This window comes from Heyndrickxia coagulans 36D1 (genome assembly GCF_000169195.2).
Lineage (GTDB): Bacteria > Bacillota > Bacilli > Bacillales > Bacillaceae_C > Weizmannia > Weizmannia faecalis.
The window spans coordinates 635496-657929 of sequence record NC_016023.1; the positions used below are offsets into that span (position 1 = coordinate 635496).

Genomic DNA, 22434 nt, shown 5'->3' on the forward strand with positions numbered 1-22434 from the left:
ACAGAAAATATCCGACGAACATGCAAAAAATAAACCGTGCCTGTCCACCCCAAGGGGCAGAGATTTTGTGTTTTTCTCGTATTCTCTGTTAATTGTTGCAATTTTTTATGATATGATAAGGTTGATGAGAAGAAAGCCGATGGAGATGATTTTATGTTTAATCGTATTCTTGTGGCAATAGACGGTTCAAAAATGAGTGAAAAAGCACTGAAATCCGCACTGAATTTTGCAAAAGAAAGGTTTACAAAAATCGGTGTCATCCATGTGGAGAAAAATCCGGTTATTCCGGAGGGGATGCCAAATGCGTCAATAGATACCCTTTATTCTGAACAGCAGAGGGACGGGGACGATTTGCTAGACCAAGCCGCCGCTCTTGCTGAAGAGGAAGAAATTGAGATAGAGAAGTTTTATGAAACGGGCGATCCCGCTGCCCAGATTGTCAGAAAGGCGGAAGAAGGAAACTATCAGCTTATCATTATGGGAAGCAGAGGACTCGGAAATCTGAAGGGGCTCATGCTTGGCAGCGTCAGCCAGAAAGTCACCCAGCTCGCCAAATGTCCGGTACTGATTATAAAATAGTCCTGTTTCAAAAACCTGTCCAGAAATACCGGACAGGTTTTTGAAATTGAACCGGGCAAGTGCCTCTCTACATACAGGCCCTTTACGTAAACTTATTCCCCAACGGTGCCTACGTGAACTTATGGTTGGATTTTCGCATTGTTCCTTAACGTAGAACTGCTCTATGTGAACTTATGGCCGGATTTTTGCATTGTTCCTTAACGTAGAACCACTCTATGTGAACTTATGACCGGATTTTTCGTCCGTTCCTTAACGTAGAACCGCTCTATGTGAACTTTTGACCGGATTTTTTGTCTGTTCCTTAACGTAGAACCATTCTATGTGAACTTTTGACCAATTTTTTCGTCTGTTCCTTAACGTAGAACCGTTCTATGTGAAATTACTATCAAAAATTTCGATTCTTTCTCGTTCCCCCCTTATAAAACGATCAAGCTGGGTTATGTTGCACAAACTTCCAAGAATTACCGCGGACCCTCACAAACCCGGACAAACATCCAAAAAGCCTGCCGGAACCCGTATATCTACCGTTAAAAAGTATGTTTCATTGATTTGCGGAGAATCAGGGAGATTTCAATTTTTTTACAAATCGTTAAATAGTGCATCATCATGATAAGCAATGTTCCCGTATTCATAGCGATGATGACGCCGGCCATTTGGTACTGGGGATTTGAGCCAAGATAATAAATGAGGCAGTACGTAACCATTGTTGACCAAATAAAATGCGCGAGGGCATCCCTGACCAGGCCGAGGCCGATTAAAAACGCCTGCATCGGAATGACAAAATAGTGAAACAGAAAATACGGCCATAACAGACGGACATAAACGGCGGCGGCAGCCGAATGGGAAAACAAAGTTGTGAGCGGCACGGAAAACACCTGAATGACAATGACAGCCGGAAGCCCGTAAAGAAACGTCATCATCATCACCTGCTGAAGCAGTTTCTGCAGCTTTATGCCGTCTCTTTTGGCATAAGCTTCCGAAACAGTCGGAATTAATACGGTGGACAGGGAATGGGCAATAAAGGCCGGAAAAAATCCGATCGTAAAAGCGACGCCGGCCACCAGTCCGAAATGTTCGTTTGCCATCCCCTCCGTCATCCCGGATTTAAGCAATACCCATTTGATAAAAAATGGTTCAATCGCATTTGTGACGGCATGAAATACGCGCATGCCCGTTGTCGACAAGGAAACAGAAAGAAGGCTCCTTCTGATTTCCTTTCCCCCCATTGGAGCCTGTTCTTTTTTCTTGAGCGTCCGCATTTGCAGCACAAACATATGAAAAAGATACAGCAGCACAATCAAGTCACTACCGACAAGTGTGCATATCGCGATAAAAATCGACATTTGCACGTCAAATTCCATCCAATGAAATAGCAAGACAAGCAGGATAAGCTGCATCATTTTTCTCAGGAAGTTGGCAGCAGCAATCTTCCCCATTTGCTGGACACCCATAAAATAACCTCTCGCAATTGAGGAAAAGGCGATCATCGGGATAAGCGCAATGATCAGCCAGCGAAGATACGGGTGGTAATGATGGAAAATTGGAAGCGCCGGCAGCAGCAATGCGACTGCCGCCATGAGCAACAGGACAAACAAAGATGCCAGCCGGATTGTAAACCGCAGCATATCACGATGATATTTTTCTTCCTTTTCCGCAACAAATTTTGAAATGGAGATGGGCAGTTCCATGCTGGCGATGGTGACAATTAAAAAAATGGCCGGCAAAATAGACATGTACAGCCCCATGCCGTGCGCCCCGAGTTCATTTGCAAGTACCATATTTGTTAAAAATTCAATGCACTCTCCGATGAAAGCAACGCCAATCAGCATAAATGCCCCTTTAAAAAACACTGCCATGTTCTTCCTCTTCTCCTTATCAAGAAAAACTTTTTCAATAATAAAGGATATGAGGCAAGCCTGGAGAATCATTACAAATAAATCAGCAGAGATGGGAGGCGCTCCTGTGACAGAAGAAAACGTGATTCGTCAAAAACAAATGCTCGTAACAAAAGAAAGATTAGTGACAGATTTTCGCAAGCTCGGGCTGAAAGAAGGTATGGTGGTTATCGTCCACTCGTCTTTAAGCGCGCTCGGCTGGGTTTGCGGGGGAGAGGTTGCCGTCATTCTGGCTTTAATGGAAGTGGTAACAGAGCGCGGCACCATTGTGATGCCGGCCCAAACAGCGAATAATACCGACCCCGCCTTTTGGGAAAACCCGCCCGTTCCAGAAGCTTGGTGGGAAGAAATCCGCCGCTCTATGCCTGCATTCGATCCCGCCGTCACGCCGACTTACGGCATGGGCCGGGTTGCCGAGCTTTTTCGGACGTTTCCGGGGGTTTTAAGAAGCCATCATCCAACTTGTTCGTTTACTGCTTGGGGACGGGAAGCAAAATCAATTTTGAGCGGACATTCGCTCGACTTCCCGTTCGGGGAAAAATCCCCGCTCGCCCAGATTTATGACCGAGATGGCTGTATTTTGCTGCTCGGTGTCGATTACCACGCCAATACATCCATGCATCTCGGCGAATCCAGGTCCAAGCATACAAAACGGTGTACGCAGAGCTGCGCGATGACAATAAACGGAAAAAGGGTCTGGCAATCATACGAAGATTATGAGGAAAACTCCGATTTATTCAATAAAATCGGCCGCGCCTTTGAACGCAGCCATCAAGTTAAAACCGGTTTTATCGGCGCTGCCCCGTCAAAACTTATCAAACAGCGGGCGCTCGTCGACTTTACCGCGCAATATTTGGATGAGTTATACACGGATACGGAAAAAGCGCACCGCTAGTTTTCTAATTTCCTTTTCGGGCGGATCCCAGCGTGCACAACAGACCGGCTTGCCGCTATTGATACGCCAGCATCAGGTTGCTATATCTTCATTCACCCGTTTCCTCGGCCGCTTGTGATTTCGCATGAGTGCAGTCGATTTGCACAGCACGCTCCCTTGCCATTAAGAATCCGTAATCGTCCCACCGTTTACATGCAGCACCTGCCCGGTCACATAGCTGGAATCACGGGATGCGAGATAAACATAAGTGGGAGCCAGTTCATACGGCTGGCCGGCCCGCTTCATTGGCACATCAAGGCCGAATTTGGCAACCTGTTCCGGATAGAAGCTTGACGGAATCAGCGGTGTCCAAATCGGCCCCGGTGCCACCGCATTGACCCGGATGCCCTTTCTCACCAGATTTTGCGACAAAGACCGGGTGAAAGCCACAATTGCCCCTTTTGTTGCAGAATAATCGATCAAATTTCGACTTCCTTCATACGCCGTGACAGAACTGGTAAAAATGATCGAGCTGCCGGCTTTCAAATACGGCAATGCGGCTTTGACCAAGTAGAAAAAGCTGTGAATATTGTTTTTAAAGGTAAAATCCCATTGTTCATTCGTAATATCTTGCAAATCCTTCTGCACAAACTGCATGGCATGATTGTTCACAAGCACATCCAGATGTCCGAATGTATCCACCGTTTGCTTTACAACGTTTTGGCAATGCTCCGGATCTTTTAGGTCCCCCGGAATCAGCAGGCAACGCTGCCCGAGCGCTTCGATCCTCCGCTTTGTCCGGCTCGCATCTTCTATTTCATAATTGGAAAAATACGGAATCACTACATCCGCGCCTTCTTTTGCAAACGCAATCGCGGTAGCTGCGCCGATCCCGCTGTCCCCGCCGGTTACAATCGCCACTTTATTTTCAAGCTTTCCAGATCCCTTATAGGACGAGTCTTCAATCTGCGGGCGCGGATGCATCAGTTTTTCAATCCCCGGCTGTTTTGGCTGGTGCTGGGGCGGAAAGGCATATTTTTGCGGATGAATGCGGTAACCCGGTTCCGTCCGGGAAAAATACATATCTGGCTTCTGCCAATACAAATGGACCACCTCTTTATCCAGGCTTTTTCCATTTAGTGTATTCGCCTAAAAGCCGATGGGTGACAATTAATTTCCTTCATTTGCCGGCACTTTTTCCATCACAATCTCTTCAAAATGTTTCACAAGCGCCAGTTCCGGATCGATGGCAAGCGGGTCGTGCCAAGCCAGCCTGAGGTAGGCTTCCGCGATCCATTTTTGCCGCTGCCCGGCCAGTGCGTCTTCGAGGGCTGTGACACTTTCATATATTTTAACCATTTGCCTGGCCACTTTTTTACAATGGTACGTTTGCACGGCTTCCTCTTTCGCCTTCATGACAAAACGGCAAGTTTCTTCGAGTTGCTCCAGTCCGGCAGATAGCCATGTACCGGCCTGCAGCTGATCTATTTTCTCCCGCATCATGCCGATAAAAATGTCGTGCACTTTAAATTTCCGCATCAGGCGGAGCACTTCAAGGCCGAGAATATTGGCGGTCCCTTCCCAGACAGTAAGCACCTGGGCATCACGCAAAAGCCTTGGCGTTACAAAGTCTTCGATATAGCCGTTTCCGCCGTGCATTTCGATCGCTTCATGGGCAAAATGGATGGCCTGCTCGGCTGTTTCCATTTTCAAAATGGCGATGAGAAGCCTTGCCATGATGTTTTCTTTTTCATCCGCCTTGCCGGAAGCCGTCCGGTCAAAAAGTGTGGCAAGCCGGAAAACAGCGCTTGTTTCCACTTCCTGTTTGGCTGCCATTTTGACAAGGGTTTCTTTTACCATTGGATAATCTGCGAGCCGGCTGCCAAACGCCGTCCGTCTCAGCGCATAGGCCCGCGCTTCCCGGTATGCCCGGCGCATGATGCCGATCGAAGCAACGGCATTGCAGATGCGCGAAAGGTTTAGGGCCTCCATCATATAGTAAAAGCCTTTGCGGGGGTCGCCAACCAAGTAAGCTTTTGCCCCGTCAAATACCACCTCGCCCGAAGGCACCGCGCGCACGCCGAGCTTATCTTTCAAACGCCGGATATAGATGCCGTTTTTCTCGCCGTTTTCTTTTTCCCAGGGCACCAAAAACAAGCTTAGCCCTTTTGTTCCGGACGGGGCCCCTTCACGCCTTGCAAGCACCATGGCTACACCGCACATGCCCACATTAGAGGCAAAATATTTTTCGCCGTAAAGCCGGTAACAGCCGTCTTCCGAAACGGCTTTTGTTTCATTGGCGCCAACGTCTGACCCGCCTTGGCGTTCCGTTAAAAAAGTGGCACCTTCGTAGCGCTCCGCTTCACCTGTTGAAATCAGCTGCGGCAAATAGGTTTGTTTCAGTTCATGGCTGCCATAATGGTCAAGCAAATAGGAGGCTGCTGCCGTCAATGTGACCGGGCAATAAAACCCGAGTTCTGATTGCGACAGCAAATAACCTTGCGCAAACGCATACACATAATTGCCTTTTTGTCCCAATGCCGGAATGGGTTTATGGACATATCCGACAATACCTTTGTTATACACTTGCTCAACCGTTTTAAAATAACCCTCATTTACCCACACTCTCGATACATCTTCCCCGTAGCGGTTATATTTGATCAGCTTGGGCTGGCCTTCCCGGTCCGTGTGGGTCGCCCGTTCGTCAATTTCTCCGGCGCACATTTCCCCGAATTCGGCCAGTTCCTTTTCTGCCCAATCAAAAAACAGCGGATCCAAATATTGTTTCAAAAGCCGTGCCAGGTTCGGATCGTCATGGTAAAAGTTCATTGGCCATCCCCCTCAATACTTGTTTTTGGATTTTTCCCGTGGCGTTCCTCGGCAGTTCTTCTATTCTTTCGTACAACTTCGGAATTTTATAGGATGCCAGTTTCCCTTTTAGAAAGCGTTTGCATTCTTCTTCAATATTGTCCATCGGTTCTGCCAGCACGAGAAAAGCTTTGACCGTTTCCCCCCATTCCGGATGCGGAACACCGATCACAGAAACTTCCCTTATTTTCGGATGGGTAACCAATACGTCCTCGATCTCTTTCGGGTATACGTTTACACCGCCTGAGAGGATCATATCTTTTTTACGGTCCACTACCCAGTAGTACCCTTCCTCATCTTTTCTCGCCATGTCGCCAGTTAACAGCCAGCCATTTTGAAATACGCGGTTCGTTTCTTCTGGTTTCCGGAAATATCCTTTCATGACGCTTTCCCCGTACAACGCAATTTCCCCGACTTCCCCCGCCGCTACGTCTTCACCTTTTTCATTCACAAGCCGGATTTCCATGCCAAGTGCAGCGCGTTTACCGATGCTTCCAGCTTTTTCCGCGTGTTCTTCAGGCAGCAGCAATGTCCCGTTCGGCCCCGCTTCTGTCAGGCCATATACGCACACGAGCCGGTCCGACCGAAAAGCATTTTGAATCAGGCCCACTTCCGGTCTGGAAAGCGGCGCACCGCCATATACCCAATACTTCATGGTGGATAAATCGTAATCCTGCAAGTTCGGCAGTTTTGCCGTGAACAAATAGGCCACCGGGGCACCGAAGAAATGGGTGATTCGTTCTTTTTCTACAGTTTCCACCAATGCTTCCGGTGTAAATACAGGCGAAAGCACATGTGTGGCGCCTACAACCGTGCCTGCAACCAAAAAGAGATGAAGAGGCGCTGAATGGCTGAGCGGCATCATGTGCAGGATTCTGCTTTCCGGTTTCATTGCCATTTCCACACACATCATCCAGGCGGCGGACAAAATATTGCGGTTGGTGAACAAAACACCCTTTGGCTTCCCAGTTGTGCCCGATGTGTAAAGAATAGAAGCATCATCGTCTTCTTTGAGCCGGCACCGGATCTCCGTTTCAGGCGAATGGTTAATCATTTCTTCAAAAATTTGACAGCCTGTCACACGTTCGCCTGTTTTTATTTTTACGAGATGGGGAGGAAAAGTTGCTTCTTTGAGTTCCTCAAAAAGCAGCTCATGGACAAATAACACGTTTGCTCCGCTATCGTCCAACATATACTCCAGTTCTGCGCGGCTTGATTTGGCATTAACCGGCACGACAATACCGCCAAGCCGCATCACGGCAAAATAGGCAATGACAAACGCATTTGTATTTGGCATCACGATGACCGCCCTGTCTCCCTGCTTGAAGTTACAATTTTGGAGGGCATGCGCCAAACGGTTTACTCTGACATTTAATTCCTGATAATTCAGCCGTTCACGAGGCGAAACCAATGCTTCCTGCTGTGGGTACTTTCTTGCATTCCGCGCCAACAGTTCAGAAATATTCATCCCTGCTCCTCCTTTAAGCGTTTTAAACGAGTTTCAAATTCTGCCAGATATTTTTCCAGTTCGGATTGAAGTTCCTGGAGGTTTTGAATTTGCTGTGCAACTTCCCGGCGTTTTTGTTTGCCATACTCGATCGTTTTTTCGAGTTGTTTTATGCCGGAGCGGTCGCAATCGAACAGTTCGATCATTTCTTTAATCTCATCCAAAGAAAAATCCAGTTGTTTCCCGCGGAAAATGAGCTTTAACCTGGTGTAGTCCTTTTTCGAATAGCACCTCCTGCCATTTTGGCTTCTTTTTGGCTTGAACAGCCCAAGCTCTTCATAATAGCGGATGGTCCTCGTGGATACCCCGAATTCGGCTGCCAGTTCAGAAATTTTGCAGGTCATACACCCCTCTCCTTCCCATTTGCCTCTATCATACAATTTACGTTAACGTAAACTTCAAGATATAAAGCGTGAATTCCTTTTATCATTATGAAACAATTAGAGGGGAATACGATTATACAGGAATGAGCCATTTTGGGATTGCATGTCATGGATTTGGTTGATTATGCCAGCCTATATTTCCCTAAATGTATTGAAAAGTTGCCGAAGCGAATGCTAAGGAATAATTGGTTGGTTTTTGAAGGAAGTTTTTAAGGAAGTGACCAGAGGAAGTTCAAACACCGTTCAGAAAATGGAATTAAACAAAATAAAAAGCAGCAACATACCCGTATTCTTCATAAGGAGTGGAAGTGGGAATGATAAAAACACCTCTTCCATCCTAATAAATGTGTCTCCCCCTCTACCTGCCCTGTTTTTAACTTAATGTAATATAAAAAACCATAGATAAGCAAAAAGGAGTAAATAAGCAATGATGTAGAAAAGAATATTCCCTAAGCTTGGTTTTTTATAAATATTATACAAGGACATAAAAAACAGGACGATGAATGCACCCCAGTACACTGGTGTACGCTGAATAAAAGTAACCAGTAAACCGACAACTAAATATATAACGGATGAAAAGCTTCTACGTGTTGAGGATTGACCCATTGATATCACCAAACTTTTTTAAGTTTTTAAAAATACTATTTAAAAAACTTCCCGGTACTGAACGAAGAATCGTTTTGAAAAAATTTCAAAAAATATACAGATCATCTTCTTAATAGACAAATTATTCCATATATAAATCCAATAGTCAAGACACAATTAAACCTTTTAGGGTGGATAAAAATCCGATTAGGATGACAAAGACCTTCGCCTTTAGTGAGAGAAGAAGACCTCCCCACTGATTTGATTCACTATATTATTGACAACACTCGGTGTTTTGGAACCATGTCACTCCCCTCTACGTTACAGTAAACTTCAAGACACAAAGCCCGAAATATGTAAACCAATTTTATTTTTAGGTTGACATATATGCCGCAGTTTTTTAATCTATTAATAGATAAAGGAAAAAAGGGGAGTGAAAAAATGGCAGCGAAAAAATTCCGTGCCATTGATCTTTGTTATGCGGGTATGTTTGCGGCGCTGATGGCCATTGGGGCAAATATTACATCCATTGCGCCGTTTCTTGTTATCGGCGGGGTGCCGATCACATTGCAAACTTTTTTTGCCGTGCTGGCAGGTTTAGTGCTCGGCAGCAGGCTTGGAGCGATCTCGATGGTCGCCTATATGCTGATCGGCTTACTGGGAGCACCGGTTTTTGCGCAGTTCAGCGGCGGGTTTCAAACCGTTTTAAGCCCAACATTCGGATTTATTCTTAGCTTTATCCCCGCAGCCTGGGCAACGGGCAAGATTGTGGAAAAACGCCAAAACTTGACAACGTACTTTATTGCGGCAATCATTGGCCTGATTTTAAACTATTTGATTGGGACCAACTGGATGTACGCCGCGTACAAAATATGGGCGCAGGCCCCACAAGCGTTCAGCTACAAAATTGCCTGGGTGTGGATGGCGGTGCCCCTGCCAAAAGACATCATTTTGTCCTTGGTTGCGGGCTGGCTGGCACACCGGATTAAAGCCGTTTCCCCGCTAATTGCGTTAAAACGGTAGAATGGCCCCGCTTATACTGCCCCGCCCGATATGGTGATTTTTCAGGCGGGACAGTATTTCGGAGCAGGGCATTTCCCCGTTTACTGCGTTAAAACGACGGGATCTTTCCAAATGCATACTTCAGACCCCCGCTTGACGATTAAATCCGATCCCGCTGCAGCCGCCTGAAACGGTGCATTCTTCGGGTGGGACAGTATTCCGGAGCAGGGCATTTCCCCGTTTACTGCGTTAAAACGACGGGATCTTTCCAAATGCATACTTCAGACCCCCGCTTGATGATTAAAACGAGGCGGGCTATTTATTCCACTGTAGCCGCCCGAAACGGTGATTCTCTAGGGAGGACAATGCTCCGGCGCACCGCTTATCGCGTTAGAACGATGGGGGTTCCTTTTGTTACAATGACGGTATGTTCCACTTGCGCTACAAAGCTTCCGTCCGGCGTTACATACGTCCAGCCGTCGCCCGATTCTACCACTTCATCAGCGCCGGTCGAGACAAACGGTTCAAACGCAATGACCATGCCGTCCTGTAACAAACCTGTATCGTCTGGGTCATAGTAATTTAAAATATACTCGGGATCCTCATGCAGGGCCTTCCCGACACCGTGGCCCGTCAAATTCAAGAGTACTTCAAAACCATTGTCGTACACTGCTTTTTCAACCGCCCGGCCGATTTGATTCTGCCGATTGCCGGCCCGGATTTTTTTCAGGCCGCTGTCAAACGCCAGCTGCGCACATTCGCACAGCGCAAATAATTCGGGATCTCCTTTTCCGACAACAAAAGAGATGCCTGTATCCGCATAATATCCATCCAGCGATCCGGATACATCCACATTCACAAGATCCCCTTCTTTTAACACGCGGTCTCCCGGAATGCCGTGCGCCACTTCTTCATTTACACTGATACAGGTGTAACCCGGGAAGTCATACTCTCCCTTTGGCCCGGAGACCGCCCCGTTTTCTGCAAACCTCTTGCCTGCCCATTCATCCAGCTCTTTTGTTGTGATGCCGGGCCTGGCTTTTTCCTTCAGCTCATCGCGAATGCTGGCAACAAGCCTCCCGATTTTTTTCAGTCCTTCCAAATCCGCTTCTGACTTGACGATCATGTTGAACGTTCCTTTCTGCTTTAAAGTCATGACTCCATTATATAGAAATAACGTTAGATATCAAAATCCATGGTTCACCCGAACAAAAAAGGATGCCGTGCCCCGCATGCCGGACGCCGTCAAACTTTTCACACTTTTGTCGTATACGTAATGTTTTTGTAATATTATTTAATGTGAGCGTAACCAAAGAATCGACAAATATTGGTATAGTGGGATTACAAGATTCATAGACAGAGGTGGGAAATTTGAAGAAAGTAGCTCCAATACTGCTTGCATTCATGCTGGGAACCGGTTTTTTACTGCCTGCTAAACAAGCGGCTGCTGCATCCTATTCCCCGTCAAAAGTCATCAGTACGGCAAAGAAATATATAGGGACCCCGTACAGGTGGGGCGGCACAAGCCCATCAGGTTTTGATTGTTCCGGCTTTGTAGGTTATACATTTAAAAAGAACGGAAAAAGCTTGCCGAGAACAGCAGCAAGCATTTACAAAAAAGGAAAAAAAGTCAGCAAGTCAAATTTAAAACCGGGCGATCTGGTTTTCTTCCATACTTATTCAAAAGGCGTTTCACATGTCGCCATTTATATCGGCCATAACCAAGTCATCCACTCCGTATCGCAGGGCGTAAAGATCGACAGCCTGAGCAATCCTTACTGGAAACCGCGGTACGTCGGGGCAAAAAGACTTTGAGATCAAAAAACTTCGGAAACTCCCGATGTTTTTTTTGCACTTTTTCCTACCTCTACCCCTTCCCCGGAAATCTAAACCGGGATACAAAAATATGAATTAAAATTTTTCCATAAATCTTATTTTTTCCTCCCCTATTTACCATAAGAAACAAAAAATGCTATGATCGTGCTGCAAGTCTATTAAAAATTTACAGATTTAGGAAGGGGTTACAGCATGAAAAAAATTTGGTTTGCAACTTTTAGCCTTGCCCTTGTGCTTGCACTTGGCGCATGTTCCGGAAATTCAGGGCAGTCCGGGGCAAAGAAACCGGCAAAAAGCAGCACAAAAACAGCTTTGATGAATTTTTATATGAATCTCACCAATCATATCAATGCCCAGGACAGGGATTTAAATACGTATGAACAGGCGATCGCTAAGACGGACGAAAAACCGCCGAAAACTGAGCTTGCCACCATGCAGAAGGAAGCGCAGTCATCCGCAGAAAATGTAGTGAAAGAAATTAAAAATACGAAAATCCCATCCAAAATAAGTAGCTATCAATCGGAGATCAAAACGGCTGTAAAAGATTTGCAACAGTCCTACCAAATGAAAGCGGATGAGTTGAAAAAAACGAACCCTTCGCTGGATGCTGCGAACAAAAAACTGGAACAAGCCAACGATGAACTCGGCAAAGTATTTAAAAAAGCCGGCTTGTCACCGGCCAGCCTCCCGGACGATGTTAATTCATAAGGAAGTTTCAAAATATAATCGGGCGATTGCCGACCCAAACGGCTTCCGCTGATGTCCATTCAGAGGGAAGTTTCGAAATACAATCGGGCGATGGCCAATGCCCATTCAAAGGGAAGTTTCAAAATACGACCGGGCGATTGCTGATACTCATTCAAATAAAAGTCTCAAAACACGACCAGGCGATGGCCGGTACCTATTCAAAAGGAAGTCTCAATACACAGCTGGACGATTGCCTATGCCCAATTAAAAGGAAGTCCAAAACAGAAGGCCTGCCGGAGAATCGATTTCCGGCAGGCCTTCTGCGGCATGAAAGACAACGAAACTTTGTATTTCATCTTTTTAAAGCAGAATAATCTTCCCGCTTTTGGAATCCGCCCAGGGAATGAAGCCATCCTCCGGACAAATTTTTCGCATTCAAAAAAACTGATTTGCCTATTCGGGATCTACCAGCTCACCGCGCTTTATGTCTTTTCGCCTCAATTCCACATGCTGCGCTTTTGCATATTTTTTCAACACCGTTTCTTCTTTCGGCGTGACAAGAGAGACAACTGTGCCGGGGTTTGAACCGAGCCGGCCTGTCCGTCCCGAACGGTGGACATATGCGGAACCATCTTCCGGCAAATCAAATTGAATCACATGCGTAATCGCCGGAATGTCCAGGCCGCGGGCAGCGACATCCGTTGCCAAAAGGAGCGGGACATCGCCGTTTTGGAACAACCGGATACTTTTTTCTCTTTCTTCCTTGCGCATATCGCCATGCAATTCGGCGATGGCCAGCCCTTTGAACCGGAGTTTTTCCACTGCAACCGAAACATCCCATTTATTATTAAAAAACACGAGTCCCCGGACCCCCATTCGGGCTATCTTTCGCAACTGCTCGATTTTGTCGCGCGGATCGCTGCTTACGATATAAATATGTTCAACCGGGCTCCGCGCCTCCTCTTTTGCAATGCGAATCAACAGGGGTTCTTTCATCTGTTCCATAGCCTTATGGGCTGCAGCATCAGGCAAAGTGGCTGAAAACAAAAGGAGCTGGCAGTCACGCATGGCGGATTTTACAATTTGTCCGACCGTGCGGCTGTATTCCTTTCCGAGCAGCTGGTCCCCTTCATCGAGCACCATCATTTTCACTTCATGCATTTTCAGTTTTTTCTGGTGGATCAATTCAAGGATGCGTCCAGGCGTCCCGATAACAAGGTGCGGGTGTTTTTTCAGTTTTTCAATTTGCCGTTTCACATTCGCGCCGCCGATCAGCGGGATGCTCCGGATTCCGCTTCCCTGTGACCATTTTCCGGCTTCCTCTTGGATTTGCATGACCAGTTCTTTAGAAGGCGCCAGAATGACAGCTTGAACCGTTTGTTTTCCGGGGTCCATCCGGTCGAGCACAGGCAGCAGGTAGGCGAGTGTTTTTCCCGATCCTGTCGGTGCTGCAGCAATCACATCCCGGCCGTCCAGCACAGCAGGAATCACTTTTTCCTGTACAGAAGCAGGATGTTCAAACGTTGAATTTTTCCATGCCTGTTGTAAAAAAGGCTGTAAATGATGAATGAATGTAGGTTCCATTGTTTTTTCCCTAACCTTCCTTTTCCAGTTCTTTTATCATACACTATCCCGTATGGAAAAGAAAAGTTATCTAACGTAGACCCGTTCTATGTTAAGGAAGATCGCTTAATATCGCCCCTATCTTAACGTAGAGGTGTTCTATGTTAAGGAAGACCGAAAAAAAGTCATGCTTTCTTAACGTAGACCCGCTCTATATTAAGGAAGATCGAAAAAAATCGCCCCTTTCTTAACTTAGAGCCATTCTACGTTAAGGAAGATCGCCTAAAATCGTCCCTATCTTAACGTAGAGGCGTTCTACGTTAAGGAAGACCCCCAAAATGACACGCTTCCTTAACGTAGATCCATCCTACGTTAAGGAAGATCGCCTAAAATCGTCCCTATCTTAACGTAGACCCGCTCTATATTAAGGAAGATCGAAAAAAATCGCCCCTTTCTTAACGTAGAGCCATTCTACGTTAAGGAAGACCTCCAAAAAGTCACGCTTTCTTAACTTAGAGGCGTTCTATGTTAAGGAAGACCGTTAAAAATCGTCCCTATCTTAACATAGACCCGCTCTACGTTAAGGAAGACAGAAAAAAAGTCATGCTTTCTTAACGTAGACCCGCTCTATATTAAGGAAGATCGAAAAAAATCGCCCCTTTCTTAACGTAGACCCATTCTACGTTAAGGAAGACCGAAAAAAAGTCATGCTTTCTTAACGTAGACCCGCTCTATATTAAGGAAGATCGAAAAAAATCGTCCCTTTCTTAACGTAGAGCCATTCTACGTTAAGGAAGACCGCCAGAAATCATCCCTATCTTAACGTAGATCCTCGTTCCTTACCTTAAAAACCCGTCTAAGTGAAGTGATCGCCAAAATTCTGGCTATTTCCTTCACTTAGACGGGCTCTATGTTAACGGATCAACAATTTTTAAATTGCTTCTTTTTCATAGACACGGGCTACATGAGCGTTTTCGCCAAAACCTCTTCGGTTCCCTTCACGTAAAGTGCGCCTCTTCCAAAATGAAAGCCATTATTTTGCTTCAACGCCTTCAAAAGCTTTGCGTAAAATGTCTTCCAATTCGCTGACAAGCGGCAATTTAGGGTTTGCAGGTGTGCATTGGTCTTCAAATGCGCGGTCTGCAATAATGGCAACCCGTTTTTCAAAGTCCGCCCGGTTCACGCCGGCTGCTTTTAGGCTAAGCGGAATATTGAACAGTTTGCACATCCGGATGATTTCCTGGCAAAGGCTTTCGACACCTTCTTCTGTCGTGCTTGCCGGAAGACCAAGTACGCGCGCGATTTCCGCGTAGCGTTGATCCGCAATAAAATGTTCGTATTTCGGGAATGCCGCAAATTTTTTCGGCTTTTGCGCGTTATAGCGGATGACATGCGGCAACAGAATCGCGTTAGCCCGGCCGTGCGGAATATGGAATTCAGCGCCGATTTTATGGGCAAGTGAATGGTTGATGCCAAGGAATGCATTCGAGAACGCCATCCCTGCCAAAGTCGATGCATTGTGCATTTTTTCGCGTGCCAGTGCATCATTGCCATTTGCGTATGCTTTCGGCAAGTATTCGTGAACAAGCTGGATGGCCTTAATTGCCAGGCCGTCCGTATAGTCGTTGGCCATGTTGGATACATAGGCTTCAATCGCATGGGTCAAAACGTCCATCCCGGTATCGGCTGTTACGGATTTCGGAACGGTCATAACAAACTGCGGGTCAATGATCGCAACATCCGGTGTCAGTTCATAGTCTGCGAGCGGATATTTTGTGTTGTTCTTTTTATCCGAAATGACGGCGAAAGAAGTCACTTCAGAACCGGTGCCCGATGTGGTCGGAATGCAGACCAGCTGCGCTTTTTCACCCAGTTTCGGGAATTTGGCAACCCGTTTCCGGATGTCCATAAATTTTTGCTTCAATTCGTTGAAATCAACTTCCGGATGCTCATAGAACAGCCACATGCCTTTTGCAGCATCCATCGCCGACCCGCCGCCAAGCGCGATAATGACATCCGGCTGGAAGCTTGCCATAGCTGCGGCACCTTTCCGAACCGTTTCAATAGACGGATCCGGTTCGACTTCTGAGAAAATTTCACAGTGCACATAGTCCGGGCGTTTCCGCAAGTAATACAGTACTTTCTCAACGAATCCAAGCCTGACCATATCCGGATCGGTGACAATAAAGGCACTTGAGATATCCGGCATTTTTTCCAGGTATTGGACCGAGTTCTTTTCAAAATACACGCGCGGTGGAATTTTAAACCATTGCATATTGACTCTCCGTTTCGCCATTGTTTTTACATTGTAAAGATTGATGACACCGACGTTTGTGGACACCGAGTTGCCGCCAAACGTGCCGCAGCCGAGTGTCAAAGAAGGCATGTAGGCATTGTAAATGTCGCCGATTGCCCCTTGCGAAGACGGGGAGTTGACAATGATCCGGCCGGCTTTCATTTTTAAGCCGTATTGTTCAATGACTTCATCGTTTGTCGAATGGATCACAGCCGAGTGACCAAGTCCGCCGAATTCGAGCATGGCTTCTGCAAATTCGAAACCTTGTTTTGTGCTGTTGGCTTTGTAACAGGCCAAAACCGGGCTTAATTTTTCTCTGGAAAGCGGGTAGTCCGGGCCGACACCTGTAAGTTCGGCGATTAAAATTTTGGTATCTTCCGGAACATTTACGCCTGCCATTTTCGCAATTTCATAGGCCGGTTTGCCGACAATGGCGCTGTTGACGGATTGCGTCTTTTCATTGATGACGGTTTTCTCAACCTTTTTCTTCTCCGCTTCATTCAGGAAGTAGCATTGATTTGCAATCAATTCGTTTTTCACATTGTCATAAATTTCTTTGTCGATGATGACAGCCTGTTCCGACGCACAGATCATGCCGTTGTCAAACGTTTTGGACAAAATCAAATCATTGACGGCGCGTTTGATATCAGCAGATTTTTCAATATAGCAAGGGACGTTTCCCGGCCCGACGCCAAGCGCAGGTTTCCCGCTCGAATATGCGGACTTTACCATGCCGGAACCGCCCGTTGCAAGAATCAGTGAAATACCCGAATGGTTCATCAATTGCTGTGTCGCTTCAATGGCCGGTTTTTCGATCCATTGGATGCAGTTTTCCGGGGCGCCGGCTTTCACAGCAGCGTCAAGCATCACTTTTGCGGCATGGCTGCTGCATTTTTGTGCGGACGGATGGAACGCGAAAATAATTGGGTTGCGTGTTTTAATGGCAATTAATGCTTTAAACATCGTGGTTGATGTCGGGTTTGTTACAGGAGTGACCCCGGCAATCACGCCGACCGGTTCCGCAAATTTAACAATCCCTTCATTATTGTTTTCGTCAATGATGCCGACTGTTTTGTTATATTTAATGTTGTGATAGATGTATTCTGTTGCAAACAAGTTTTTTGTCATTTTGTCTTCATATACGCCGCGCCCTGTTTCTTCCACGGCCATTTTGGCGAGCACCATATGCTGTTCCAACCCGGCAAGTGCCATTTGTTTTACGATATTGTCCACTTGTGCCTGATCCAGTTCCATAAATTCACGCAGTGCTTTTTGCCCTTTTGCGACGAGGGAATCGACCATTTCCGTGATTTGCGCAGATTTGCCAACAACTTTTTCATCGATTGCCATGTTCGTGGCCCCCATTCTAAATGTTTTTGTGAATAATTTCACATGATAGACTAAAAAATATAATTTGTGAAGTATTTCACATGATTTTCTGCCGTTTTACATTTGTTTCTTTTCTTTATGGCTTTATTATAGGCGATTTCACATGCTATGGCTGTGTCAGATTGGTGACAAATGAATAAATCATTTATAAACTTTTTTCTTTAAAATATTGCTTTCCAGCTATGATTTAATTAAAATAAGTTTTTTCCGCCTTTTTACATTGTAAGTGCTTACATTTTATATTTGAATATTTATGCAAAATTCCGTATAGAAATTGCCGTAAAAAAAACCGCTTCTCGCTTGTGAAACCTGCACATTCACAAGGCAGAAACGGAAAAGGAGATGAATTTTATGCAAATCCATCTCCCAGGTGTGTTAGAAATATCTTTTTTTCCAAAAAATAAGGGCTGTAACACTGGAAAGAACCAGAGAGGCCAAAAACGCCAGCCAAAACCCATGGGGGCTTGATTGCCATGGCAGGCCGTGAAGATTCATTCCGAAAAAGCTGGATACCATCGTTGGCAGGGAAAGGATAATCGTGACCGTCGTCAAAAATTTCATCACGCCGTTCACGTTATTGGAAATGACAGAAGCATAGGCATCCATCATGCCGCTTAAAATATTGCTGTGCACTTCACACATTTCGATTGCCTGTTTGACTTCAATCATGACGTCATCCAGTAAGTCCATGTCATCTTCATATACTTTTAGAAAATGCTGCCGTGTCATTTTTTCCAAGACGATTTTATTGGCTTTTAATGAGGTAGTGAAATACACGAGCGTTTTTTCAAGGCTCAACAGTTCGAACAGTTCCTCGTTTCGCATCGATTCGTGCAATTCGCGTTCGATCAAGCTTGATCTGCGGTCGATATATTTTAAATAGTTCAAATAATAGCTTGCAACTTCATACAGAATTTGAAGGGTAAATCTGGTTTTCATGTAGGTGTAAAACCCGCGCACCCGTCTGTGGATAAATTTTCCGATAATCGGATTGTCCTCTAGGCAGACCGTGATGAAATAAAAAGGCGTGACGATAATCCCGAGCGGAATCGTATCATACAGCGCGGAGTCCACATCGTCCTTTACCTTAACCGGAAGGCCGACAATGATTAAAATATCATCGTCTTCTTTTTCAATACGGGAGCGTTCATCGACATCCAGCGGGTCTTTAATAAAATCGATCGGTATATTCGTTTGTTGGACAACCTGGTTGATTTCTTCTTCTGTCGGGTTCACCAGGTTCACCCAGCATCCTTTTGACAAAATTTCTGTTTCCTTCAGTTTGCCGTTTTCGTCCGTTAAATACATATTTAACATGCAGGCACCTCCTCTTCTCTTTTGAGGAAGCTCAAGCATACTTTACTCTTCCAGAGACTGATAACGTGTAGGATTGGTCGAGGCCAGTATGAAGACTTCCTCTTGCTTATGTTTCATGCACGACCTCGGATGCGCGTCAGAATCCATCAGTTATCATCTCCTTTTTTTCTTCGATTCATAAATAGCTGCGAAACCTGCAACCATTTTATTATACCACAATATAGTATGCCTGAATATGTCCGCTTGTTATTTTTTAGCCGGATTATCCGCACAAAAAACTTACATAAAAATAAAAAAGCAATATAATGGCACATTTGTGCATCATATTGCTTCGTGATGGGACATGAGGGGCTCGAACCCACGACCCGCTGATTAAGAGTCAGCTGCTCTTCCAACTGAGCTAATGTCCCGCAGATGACAATCATTATATTATCACAAATCCGGGAGAGATGCAACGAAAAATTTTTTTAGATCCGGGCCGGGCAGATGATGCGTCCCGGCCCGATTGATTCTTATTTTGCAGCTTCTTCCGGACATCGCACATTTTTAGCTAAAAATTTCAATTTGGGGCGCCGGATTACTCGGCCCCAATAAGTCATAATGACGCGTGTCGATTGAACCGGTACTTTTACTTTATGCCCCATCGCGTTCAGCCCGAATGGCAGCTCTCTTGCGCCCGAAGAGAAGGCTCGCCGCGATAAACCCGGCGCAGGAAATAAGGACCGGCAGCACCACTGTATGCAATCCGAACGGGTTTGGATGCAAGCGGTCCAGCAGAATGTACGAGCCCATGCCGAGTATCATAGAACAAACCGCGCCGTACTTGTTTCCTTTATTCCAGTACAAGCCGAAAATCACCGGCCATATAAAAACGGATTCCAGGCCGCCAAAGGAAAACAAGTTGAGCCATATGATCAATTTCGGCGGGCTGAGCGACAACAGCACGACAATGACGGCAATCGCTGCGGTCACGCTGAAACTTGCCGCTTTCATCTGTTTTTCGGATGCGTTCGGTTTCACATAATTCAAATAAAGGTCTTTGACAAGCGCGGAACCGACGAGAATGAGGAGCGCATCAACGGTAGACATAATTGCGGCCATCGGAGCAGCAAGCACGATACCGGCCGGCACAGGCGGCAGCACTTTCATCGTTAATAGCGGCATTACCGTATCGGGCACTTTCACACCCGGTATGACAGCACGTGCCATCACGCCAATAAAATGCATGCCGAACATAATAAACCCAATGACAATGGTACCGATGATGATCGCCCTGTGCATCGCCCGGGAATCTTTGTAGGACATCGCACGGACCGTAATTTGCGGCAGGCCGACGACACCAATCCCGACCAAAATCCAAAACGACGACACATAGGCAGGGCTCAGGCTGTGCCCGTGTCCGAACGGCGTAATCAGATCCGGGTCCTCTGCAGCAAGTTTGTGCATAATCGGTTCCATCCCGCCGCCCGCTTTAATGGTTGCCACCAGTAAAATAAGCGTGCCGAGAAACATGACCGTGCCCTGGACTGCATCTGTCACCGCCACTGCGCGAAATCCCCCGACTACGACAAACAGCGTAACAGAAGCGGCAAAAATTAGGAGCGACGCCGTATACGACAATCCGGTCAGCGATTCAACAAGGCGCGCACCGCCGATCCACTGTGCCGTCATCGATGAAAACAGAAAAATAATAATGCTTGCTGCCGCCAAAATGACGACGGCATCACTTTGATAACGGCTTTTTAAAAAGTCAATCAGCGTCACCGCCTCATATTTGCGTGCCATAATCGCAAATTTTTTCCCGAGCACCATCAGGACAAAATAGCCGGTTGAAAGCTGTGCCATAGAAAGAAGCACCCAGCCAAGCCCCTGTGTGTACGCCACACCCGGCCCGCCGATAAAGCTGCTGGCGCTCCCGTATGTCGCCACCATCGTCATCGCGAGGATAAAACCGCCGAGCTGCCGTTTTCCGAGAAAATATTCCTGTACAAAAGATTGCGTTTTGATCACGTATTGATTGGCCCAAAAACCAACGGCAAAAATAATGAGCAAAAAAATGAGCAGTGGTGCCAATACCGGCCAGTTCATGGCTTATCCCCCTCTTCATCATCGAAAGGGATATCCTTAAAAAAGAACTTCACAATGAAGATGACAAGCGCCGTCACGACAATATACCCGGCAATGCAGCTGTAAAAAAACCATGATGGCATGCCAAATATATAATGATACTGTTTGGCCGGCCGTGAACCGAGGCCGTAAGCAAAACCGTACCACCAGAGAAAATTGAACAGCACAAGCCCGACGCCGATCCTTGCTTCTTTGTGCGCCTGTTTAAATCTTTTGTCATCTGTTTTCAAAATGTGCCATCCTTTCCTTACTTTTGCTACTATCTTACATCTTTTTCATCCGGCCGTGTGATTTTCACCATGAATCAGGTTTGTTTTGCATAAAAGCACTGGAACTTGCAAAATAAGCCGAACGAAACTGGATTCCTTTTCATGGTTGCCAGAAACAACCTCTCTTCTGATCGTCATTGATTTTGACGCGAAAAACTTCATTTCATTCTATATAAGTTGAGCTTAAGTTACATCAAGCCCGAGCGCCAATTTGCACGATGACGATTTTTTACAGCAGGCAACAAAAGCTGCGATATTTTAGCTGGAACTTCGGGTTGTATCCCGATCCCCATCGCACAGCCCGATAAAAAACGCCTGCGTTCGCATATTTCGCGAAACAGGCGTTTTTACCGGCAGACCTGCAAGTTTCAGATCTGATGGTTTTGAATTCTCCATTGCAAATCTTCCAAATACCGGAGCAAATCATCGCGCAGATCTTCCCGGGAAAGCGCCATTTCAATCGTCGATTTGATAAACCCGAATTTTTCGCCGACGTCGTAGCGTTTCCCTTCATAAGCATAGGCATACACTTTTTGGATTTCATTCAATTGTTCAATGGCATCGGTCAGCTGGATTTCACCGCCTGATCCCGTCTTCTGCAATGAAAGGAAATCAAAAATCTCCGGTGTTAAAATATACCGCCCGATAATGGCGACATTTGACGGCGCTTCCTCCACTTTCGGCTTTTCTACAAAGCCTTTCACATCATAAATTCTTCCCTTTTGATCGAGCGGGTCAATAATCCCGTAACGGTTTGTTTCCTCACGCGCGACTTCCATGACGGCAATCACGCTGGAATGGACCTGTTCATAAACATCGATCATTTGTTTCAGGCAAGGCGGTTCAGCCTGAATAATATCATCACCGAGGAGCACGGCAAACGGTTCATTCCCAATAAATTTGCGCGCACACCAAATCGCGTGGCCCAGTCCTTTCGGTTCCTTTTGCCGGATATAATGGATATCCACTTCTGCAGGCTGGCGCACTTTTTCAAGCAGATCAAATTTTTTCTTTGCGATCAAATTGTCCTCAAGCTCAAATGCGTGGTCAAAATGGTCTTCAATCGCCCGTTTCCCTTTCCCGGTTACGATGATGATATCTTCAATGCCGGAATCAATGGCCTCTTCCACAATATATTGGATTGTCGGCTTATCGACAATTGGCAGCATTTCTTTCGGCATTGCCTTCGTCGCCGGCAGGAAACGTGTTCCAAGCCCCGCTGCCGGGATAATCGCCTTCTTGATTTTTTGCATTATT

The 22434-nt window shown here is 46.1% G+C and carries 18 protein-coding genes and 1 tRNA gene; 5 read left to right on the forward strand and 14 right to left on the reverse strand.

Annotation, left to right across the window (positions count from 1 at the left end):
- Positions 1–153 precede the first annotated feature (153 nt).
- A complete protein-coding gene (locus tag BCOA_RS20275; RefSeq protein ID WP_014095974.1) occupies positions 154–579 on the forward strand; it encodes a universal stress protein in 426 nt (141 codons plus the stop codon).
- 527 nt (positions 580–1106) lie between these two features.
- Here the strand turns inward: BCOA_RS20275 and BCOA_RS20280 are convergent.
- Positions 1107–2435 (reverse strand): polysaccharide biosynthesis protein, encoded by a 1329-nt coding sequence (locus BCOA_RS20280; RefSeq protein ID WP_014095975.1) that lies wholly within the window; start codon positions 2433–2435, stop codon positions 1107–1109.
- Positions 2436–2541: 106 nt separating this feature from the next.
- Between BCOA_RS20280 and BCOA_RS20285 the strand changes: the two genes are divergently transcribed.
- Positions 2542–3369 (forward strand): aminoglycoside N(3)-acetyltransferase, encoded by an 828-nt coding sequence (locus tag BCOA_RS20285; RefSeq protein ID WP_014095976.1) that lies wholly within the window; start codon positions 2542–2544, stop codon positions 3367–3369.
- Between the two features lie 162 nt (positions 3370–3531).
- Here the strand turns inward: BCOA_RS20285 and BCOA_RS20290 are convergent, their stop codons facing one another.
- The 4 genes from BCOA_RS20290 to BCOA_RS20305 all read right to left on the reverse strand — a co-directional run bounded on the left by BCOA_RS20290 (position 3532) and on the right by BCOA_RS20305 (position 8067).
- Entirely contained in the window at positions 3532–4431 is a 900-nt protein-coding gene (locus BCOA_RS20290; RefSeq protein ID WP_044051928.1) for an SDR family oxidoreductase, read from the reverse strand.
- An 87-nt stretch (positions 4432–4518) separates the two neighbouring features.
- A complete protein-coding gene (locus BCOA_RS20295) occupies positions 4519–6177 on the reverse strand; it encodes an acyl-CoA dehydrogenase family protein (protein WP_014095978.1) in 1659 nt (552 codons plus the stop codon).
- A complete protein-coding gene (locus BCOA_RS20300) occupies positions 6161–7684 on the reverse strand; it encodes a class I adenylate-forming enzyme family protein (RefSeq protein WP_014095979.1) in 1524 nt (507 codons plus the stop codon). Before BCOA_RS20300 ends, BCOA_RS20295 begins: the two co-directional genes overlap by 17 nt.
- Entirely contained in the window at positions 7681–8067 is a 387-nt protein-coding gene (locus BCOA_RS20305) for a MerR family transcriptional regulator (protein WP_014095980.1), read from the reverse strand. Before BCOA_RS20305 ends, BCOA_RS20300 begins: the two co-directional genes overlap by 4 nt.
- Before the next feature lie 1065 nt (positions 8068–9132).
- Between BCOA_RS20305 and BCOA_RS20310 the strand changes: the two genes are divergently transcribed.
- Positions 9133–9714 carry a biotin transporter BioY gene (locus BCOA_RS20310; protein ID WP_014095981.1) on the forward strand — a complete coding sequence of 194 codons (582 nt, stop codon included), beginning with the start codon at positions 9133–9135 and terminating at the stop codon, positions 9712–9714.
- Between the two features lie 80 nt (positions 9715–9794).
- Here BCOA_RS20310 and BCOA_RS35255 read toward each other — a convergent pair whose 3' ends face one another.
- Positions 9795–9971, reverse strand: a complete 177-nt coding sequence (locus BCOA_RS35255; protein ID WP_014095982.1) for a hypothetical protein — start codon at positions 9969–9971, stop codon at positions 9795–9797.
- Positions 9972–10075: 104 nt separating this feature from the next.
- Positions 10076–10819 (reverse strand): type I methionyl aminopeptidase, encoded by a 744-nt coding sequence (gene map / locus BCOA_RS20315; protein ID WP_014095983.1) that lies wholly within the window; start codon positions 10817–10819, stop codon positions 10076–10078.
- A gap of 245 nt (positions 10820–11064) precedes the next feature.
- Here map and BCOA_RS20320 point away from each other — a divergent pair, with 245 nt between their 5' ends.
- Complete coding sequence (locus BCOA_RS20320) at positions 11065–11508, forward strand: C40 family peptidase (RefSeq protein WP_014095984.1); 444 nt, start codon at positions 11065–11067, stop codon at positions 11506–11508.
- Between the two features lie 213 nt (positions 11509–11721).
- Complete coding sequence (locus BCOA_RS20325) at positions 11722–12237, forward strand: hypothetical protein (protein ID WP_014095985.1); 516 nt, start codon at positions 11722–11724, stop codon at positions 12235–12237.
- A 432-nt stretch (positions 12238–12669) separates the two neighbouring features.
- On the opposite strand, the gene BCOA_RS20335 is transcribed toward BCOA_RS20325, so the two are convergent.
- From BCOA_RS20335 to galU, 7 genes are all read right to left on the reverse strand, one after another.
- Positions 12670–13800, reverse strand: coding sequence for a DEAD/DEAH box helicase (locus BCOA_RS20335; protein WP_014095986.1), 1131 nt, complete (start codon positions 13798–13800; stop codon positions 12670–12672).
- A 1012-nt stretch (positions 13801–14812) separates the two neighbouring features.
- Positions 14813–17425, reverse strand: a complete 2613-nt coding sequence (gene adhE / locus BCOA_RS20340; RefSeq protein ID WP_014095987.1) for a bifunctional acetaldehyde-CoA/alcohol dehydrogenase — start codon at positions 17423–17425, stop codon at positions 14813–14815.
- Between the two features lie 414 nt (positions 17426–17839).
- Positions 17840–18781 (reverse strand): magnesium transporter CorA family protein, encoded by a 942-nt coding sequence (locus tag BCOA_RS20345; RefSeq protein WP_014095988.1) that lies wholly within the window; start codon positions 18779–18781, stop codon positions 17840–17842.
- A gap of 337 nt (positions 18782–19118) precedes the next feature.
- Positions 19119–19191, reverse strand: a tRNA-Lys gene (locus tag BCOA_RS20355).
- A gap of 223 nt (positions 19192–19414) precedes the next feature.
- Positions 19415–20869 carry a sodium/pantothenate symporter gene (gene panF, locus BCOA_RS20360; RefSeq protein ID WP_014095990.1) on the reverse strand — a complete coding sequence of 485 codons (1455 nt, stop codon included), beginning with the start codon at positions 20867–20869 and terminating at the stop codon, positions 19415–19417.
- Positions 20866–21138: a YhdT family protein gene (locus BCOA_RS20365; RefSeq protein WP_014095991.1), complete on the reverse strand. Its 273-nt coding sequence runs from the start codon at positions 21136–21138 to the stop codon at positions 20866–20868. The genes panF and BCOA_RS20365 overlap by 4 nt, the downstream gene beginning before the upstream one ends.
- A 407-nt stretch (positions 21139–21545) precedes the next feature.
- Positions 21546–22430 (reverse strand): UTP--glucose-1-phosphate uridylyltransferase GalU, encoded by an 885-nt coding sequence (gene galU, locus BCOA_RS20370; protein WP_014095992.1) that lies wholly within the window; start codon positions 22428–22430, stop codon positions 21546–21548.
- Positions 22431–22434 lie beyond the last annotated feature (4 nt).

Coding starts and splice junctions, on each gene's coding strand:
- map (WP_014095983.1), bottom strand. CDS start 10,819: ATGATCGTCAAGTCAGAAGCGGATTTGGAAGGACTGAAAAAAATCGGG.
- BCOA_RS20275 (WP_014095974.1), top strand. CDS start 154: ATGTTTAATCGTATTCTTGTGGCAATAGACGGTTCAAAAATGAGTGAA.
- BCOA_RS20290 (WP_044051928.1), bottom strand. CDS start 4,431: ATGTATTTTTCCCGGACGGAACCGGGTTACCGCATTCATCCGCAAAAA.
- BCOA_RS35255 (WP_014095982.1), bottom strand. CDS start 9,971: ATGCATTTGGAAAGATCCCGTCGTTTTAACGCAGTAAACGGGGAAATG.
- BCOA_RS20295 (WP_014095978.1), bottom strand. CDS start 6,177: ATGAACTTTTACCATGACGATCCGAACCTGGCACGGCTTTTGAAACAA.
- BCOA_RS20300 (WP_014095979.1), bottom strand. CDS start 7,684: ATGAATATTTCTGAACTGTTGGCGCGGAATGCAAGAAAGTACCCACAG.
- BCOA_RS20345 (WP_014095988.1), bottom strand. CDS start 18,781: ATGTTAAATATGTATTTAACGGACGAAAACGGCAAACTGAAGGAAACA.
- BCOA_RS20310 (WP_014095981.1), top strand. CDS start 9,133: ATGGCAGCGAAAAAATTCCGTGCCATTGATCTTTGTTATGCGGGTATG.
- BCOA_RS20280 (WP_014095975.1), bottom strand. CDS start 2,435: ATGGCAGTGTTTTTTAAAGGGGCATTTATGCTGATTGGCGTTGCTTTC.
- BCOA_RS20335 (WP_014095986.1), bottom strand. CDS start 13,800: ATGGAACCTACATTCATTCATCATTTACAGCCTTTTTTACAACAGGCA.
- BCOA_RS20305 (WP_014095980.1), bottom strand. CDS start 8,067: ATGACCTGCAAAATTTCTGAACTGGCAGCCGAATTCGGGGTATCCACG.
- galU (WP_014095992.1), bottom strand. CDS start 22,430: ATGCAAAAAATCAAGAAGGCGATTATCCCGGCAGCGGGGCTTGGAACA.
- panF (WP_014095990.1), bottom strand. CDS start 20,869: ATGAACTGGCCGGTATTGGCACCACTGCTCATTTTTTTGCTCATTATT.
- adhE (WP_014095987.1), bottom strand. CDS start 17,425: ATGGCAATCGATGAAAAAGTTGTTGGCAAATCTGCGCAAATCACGGAA.
- BCOA_RS20325 (WP_014095985.1), top strand. CDS start 11,722: ATGAAAAAAATTTGGTTTGCAACTTTTAGCCTTGCCCTTGTGCTTGCA.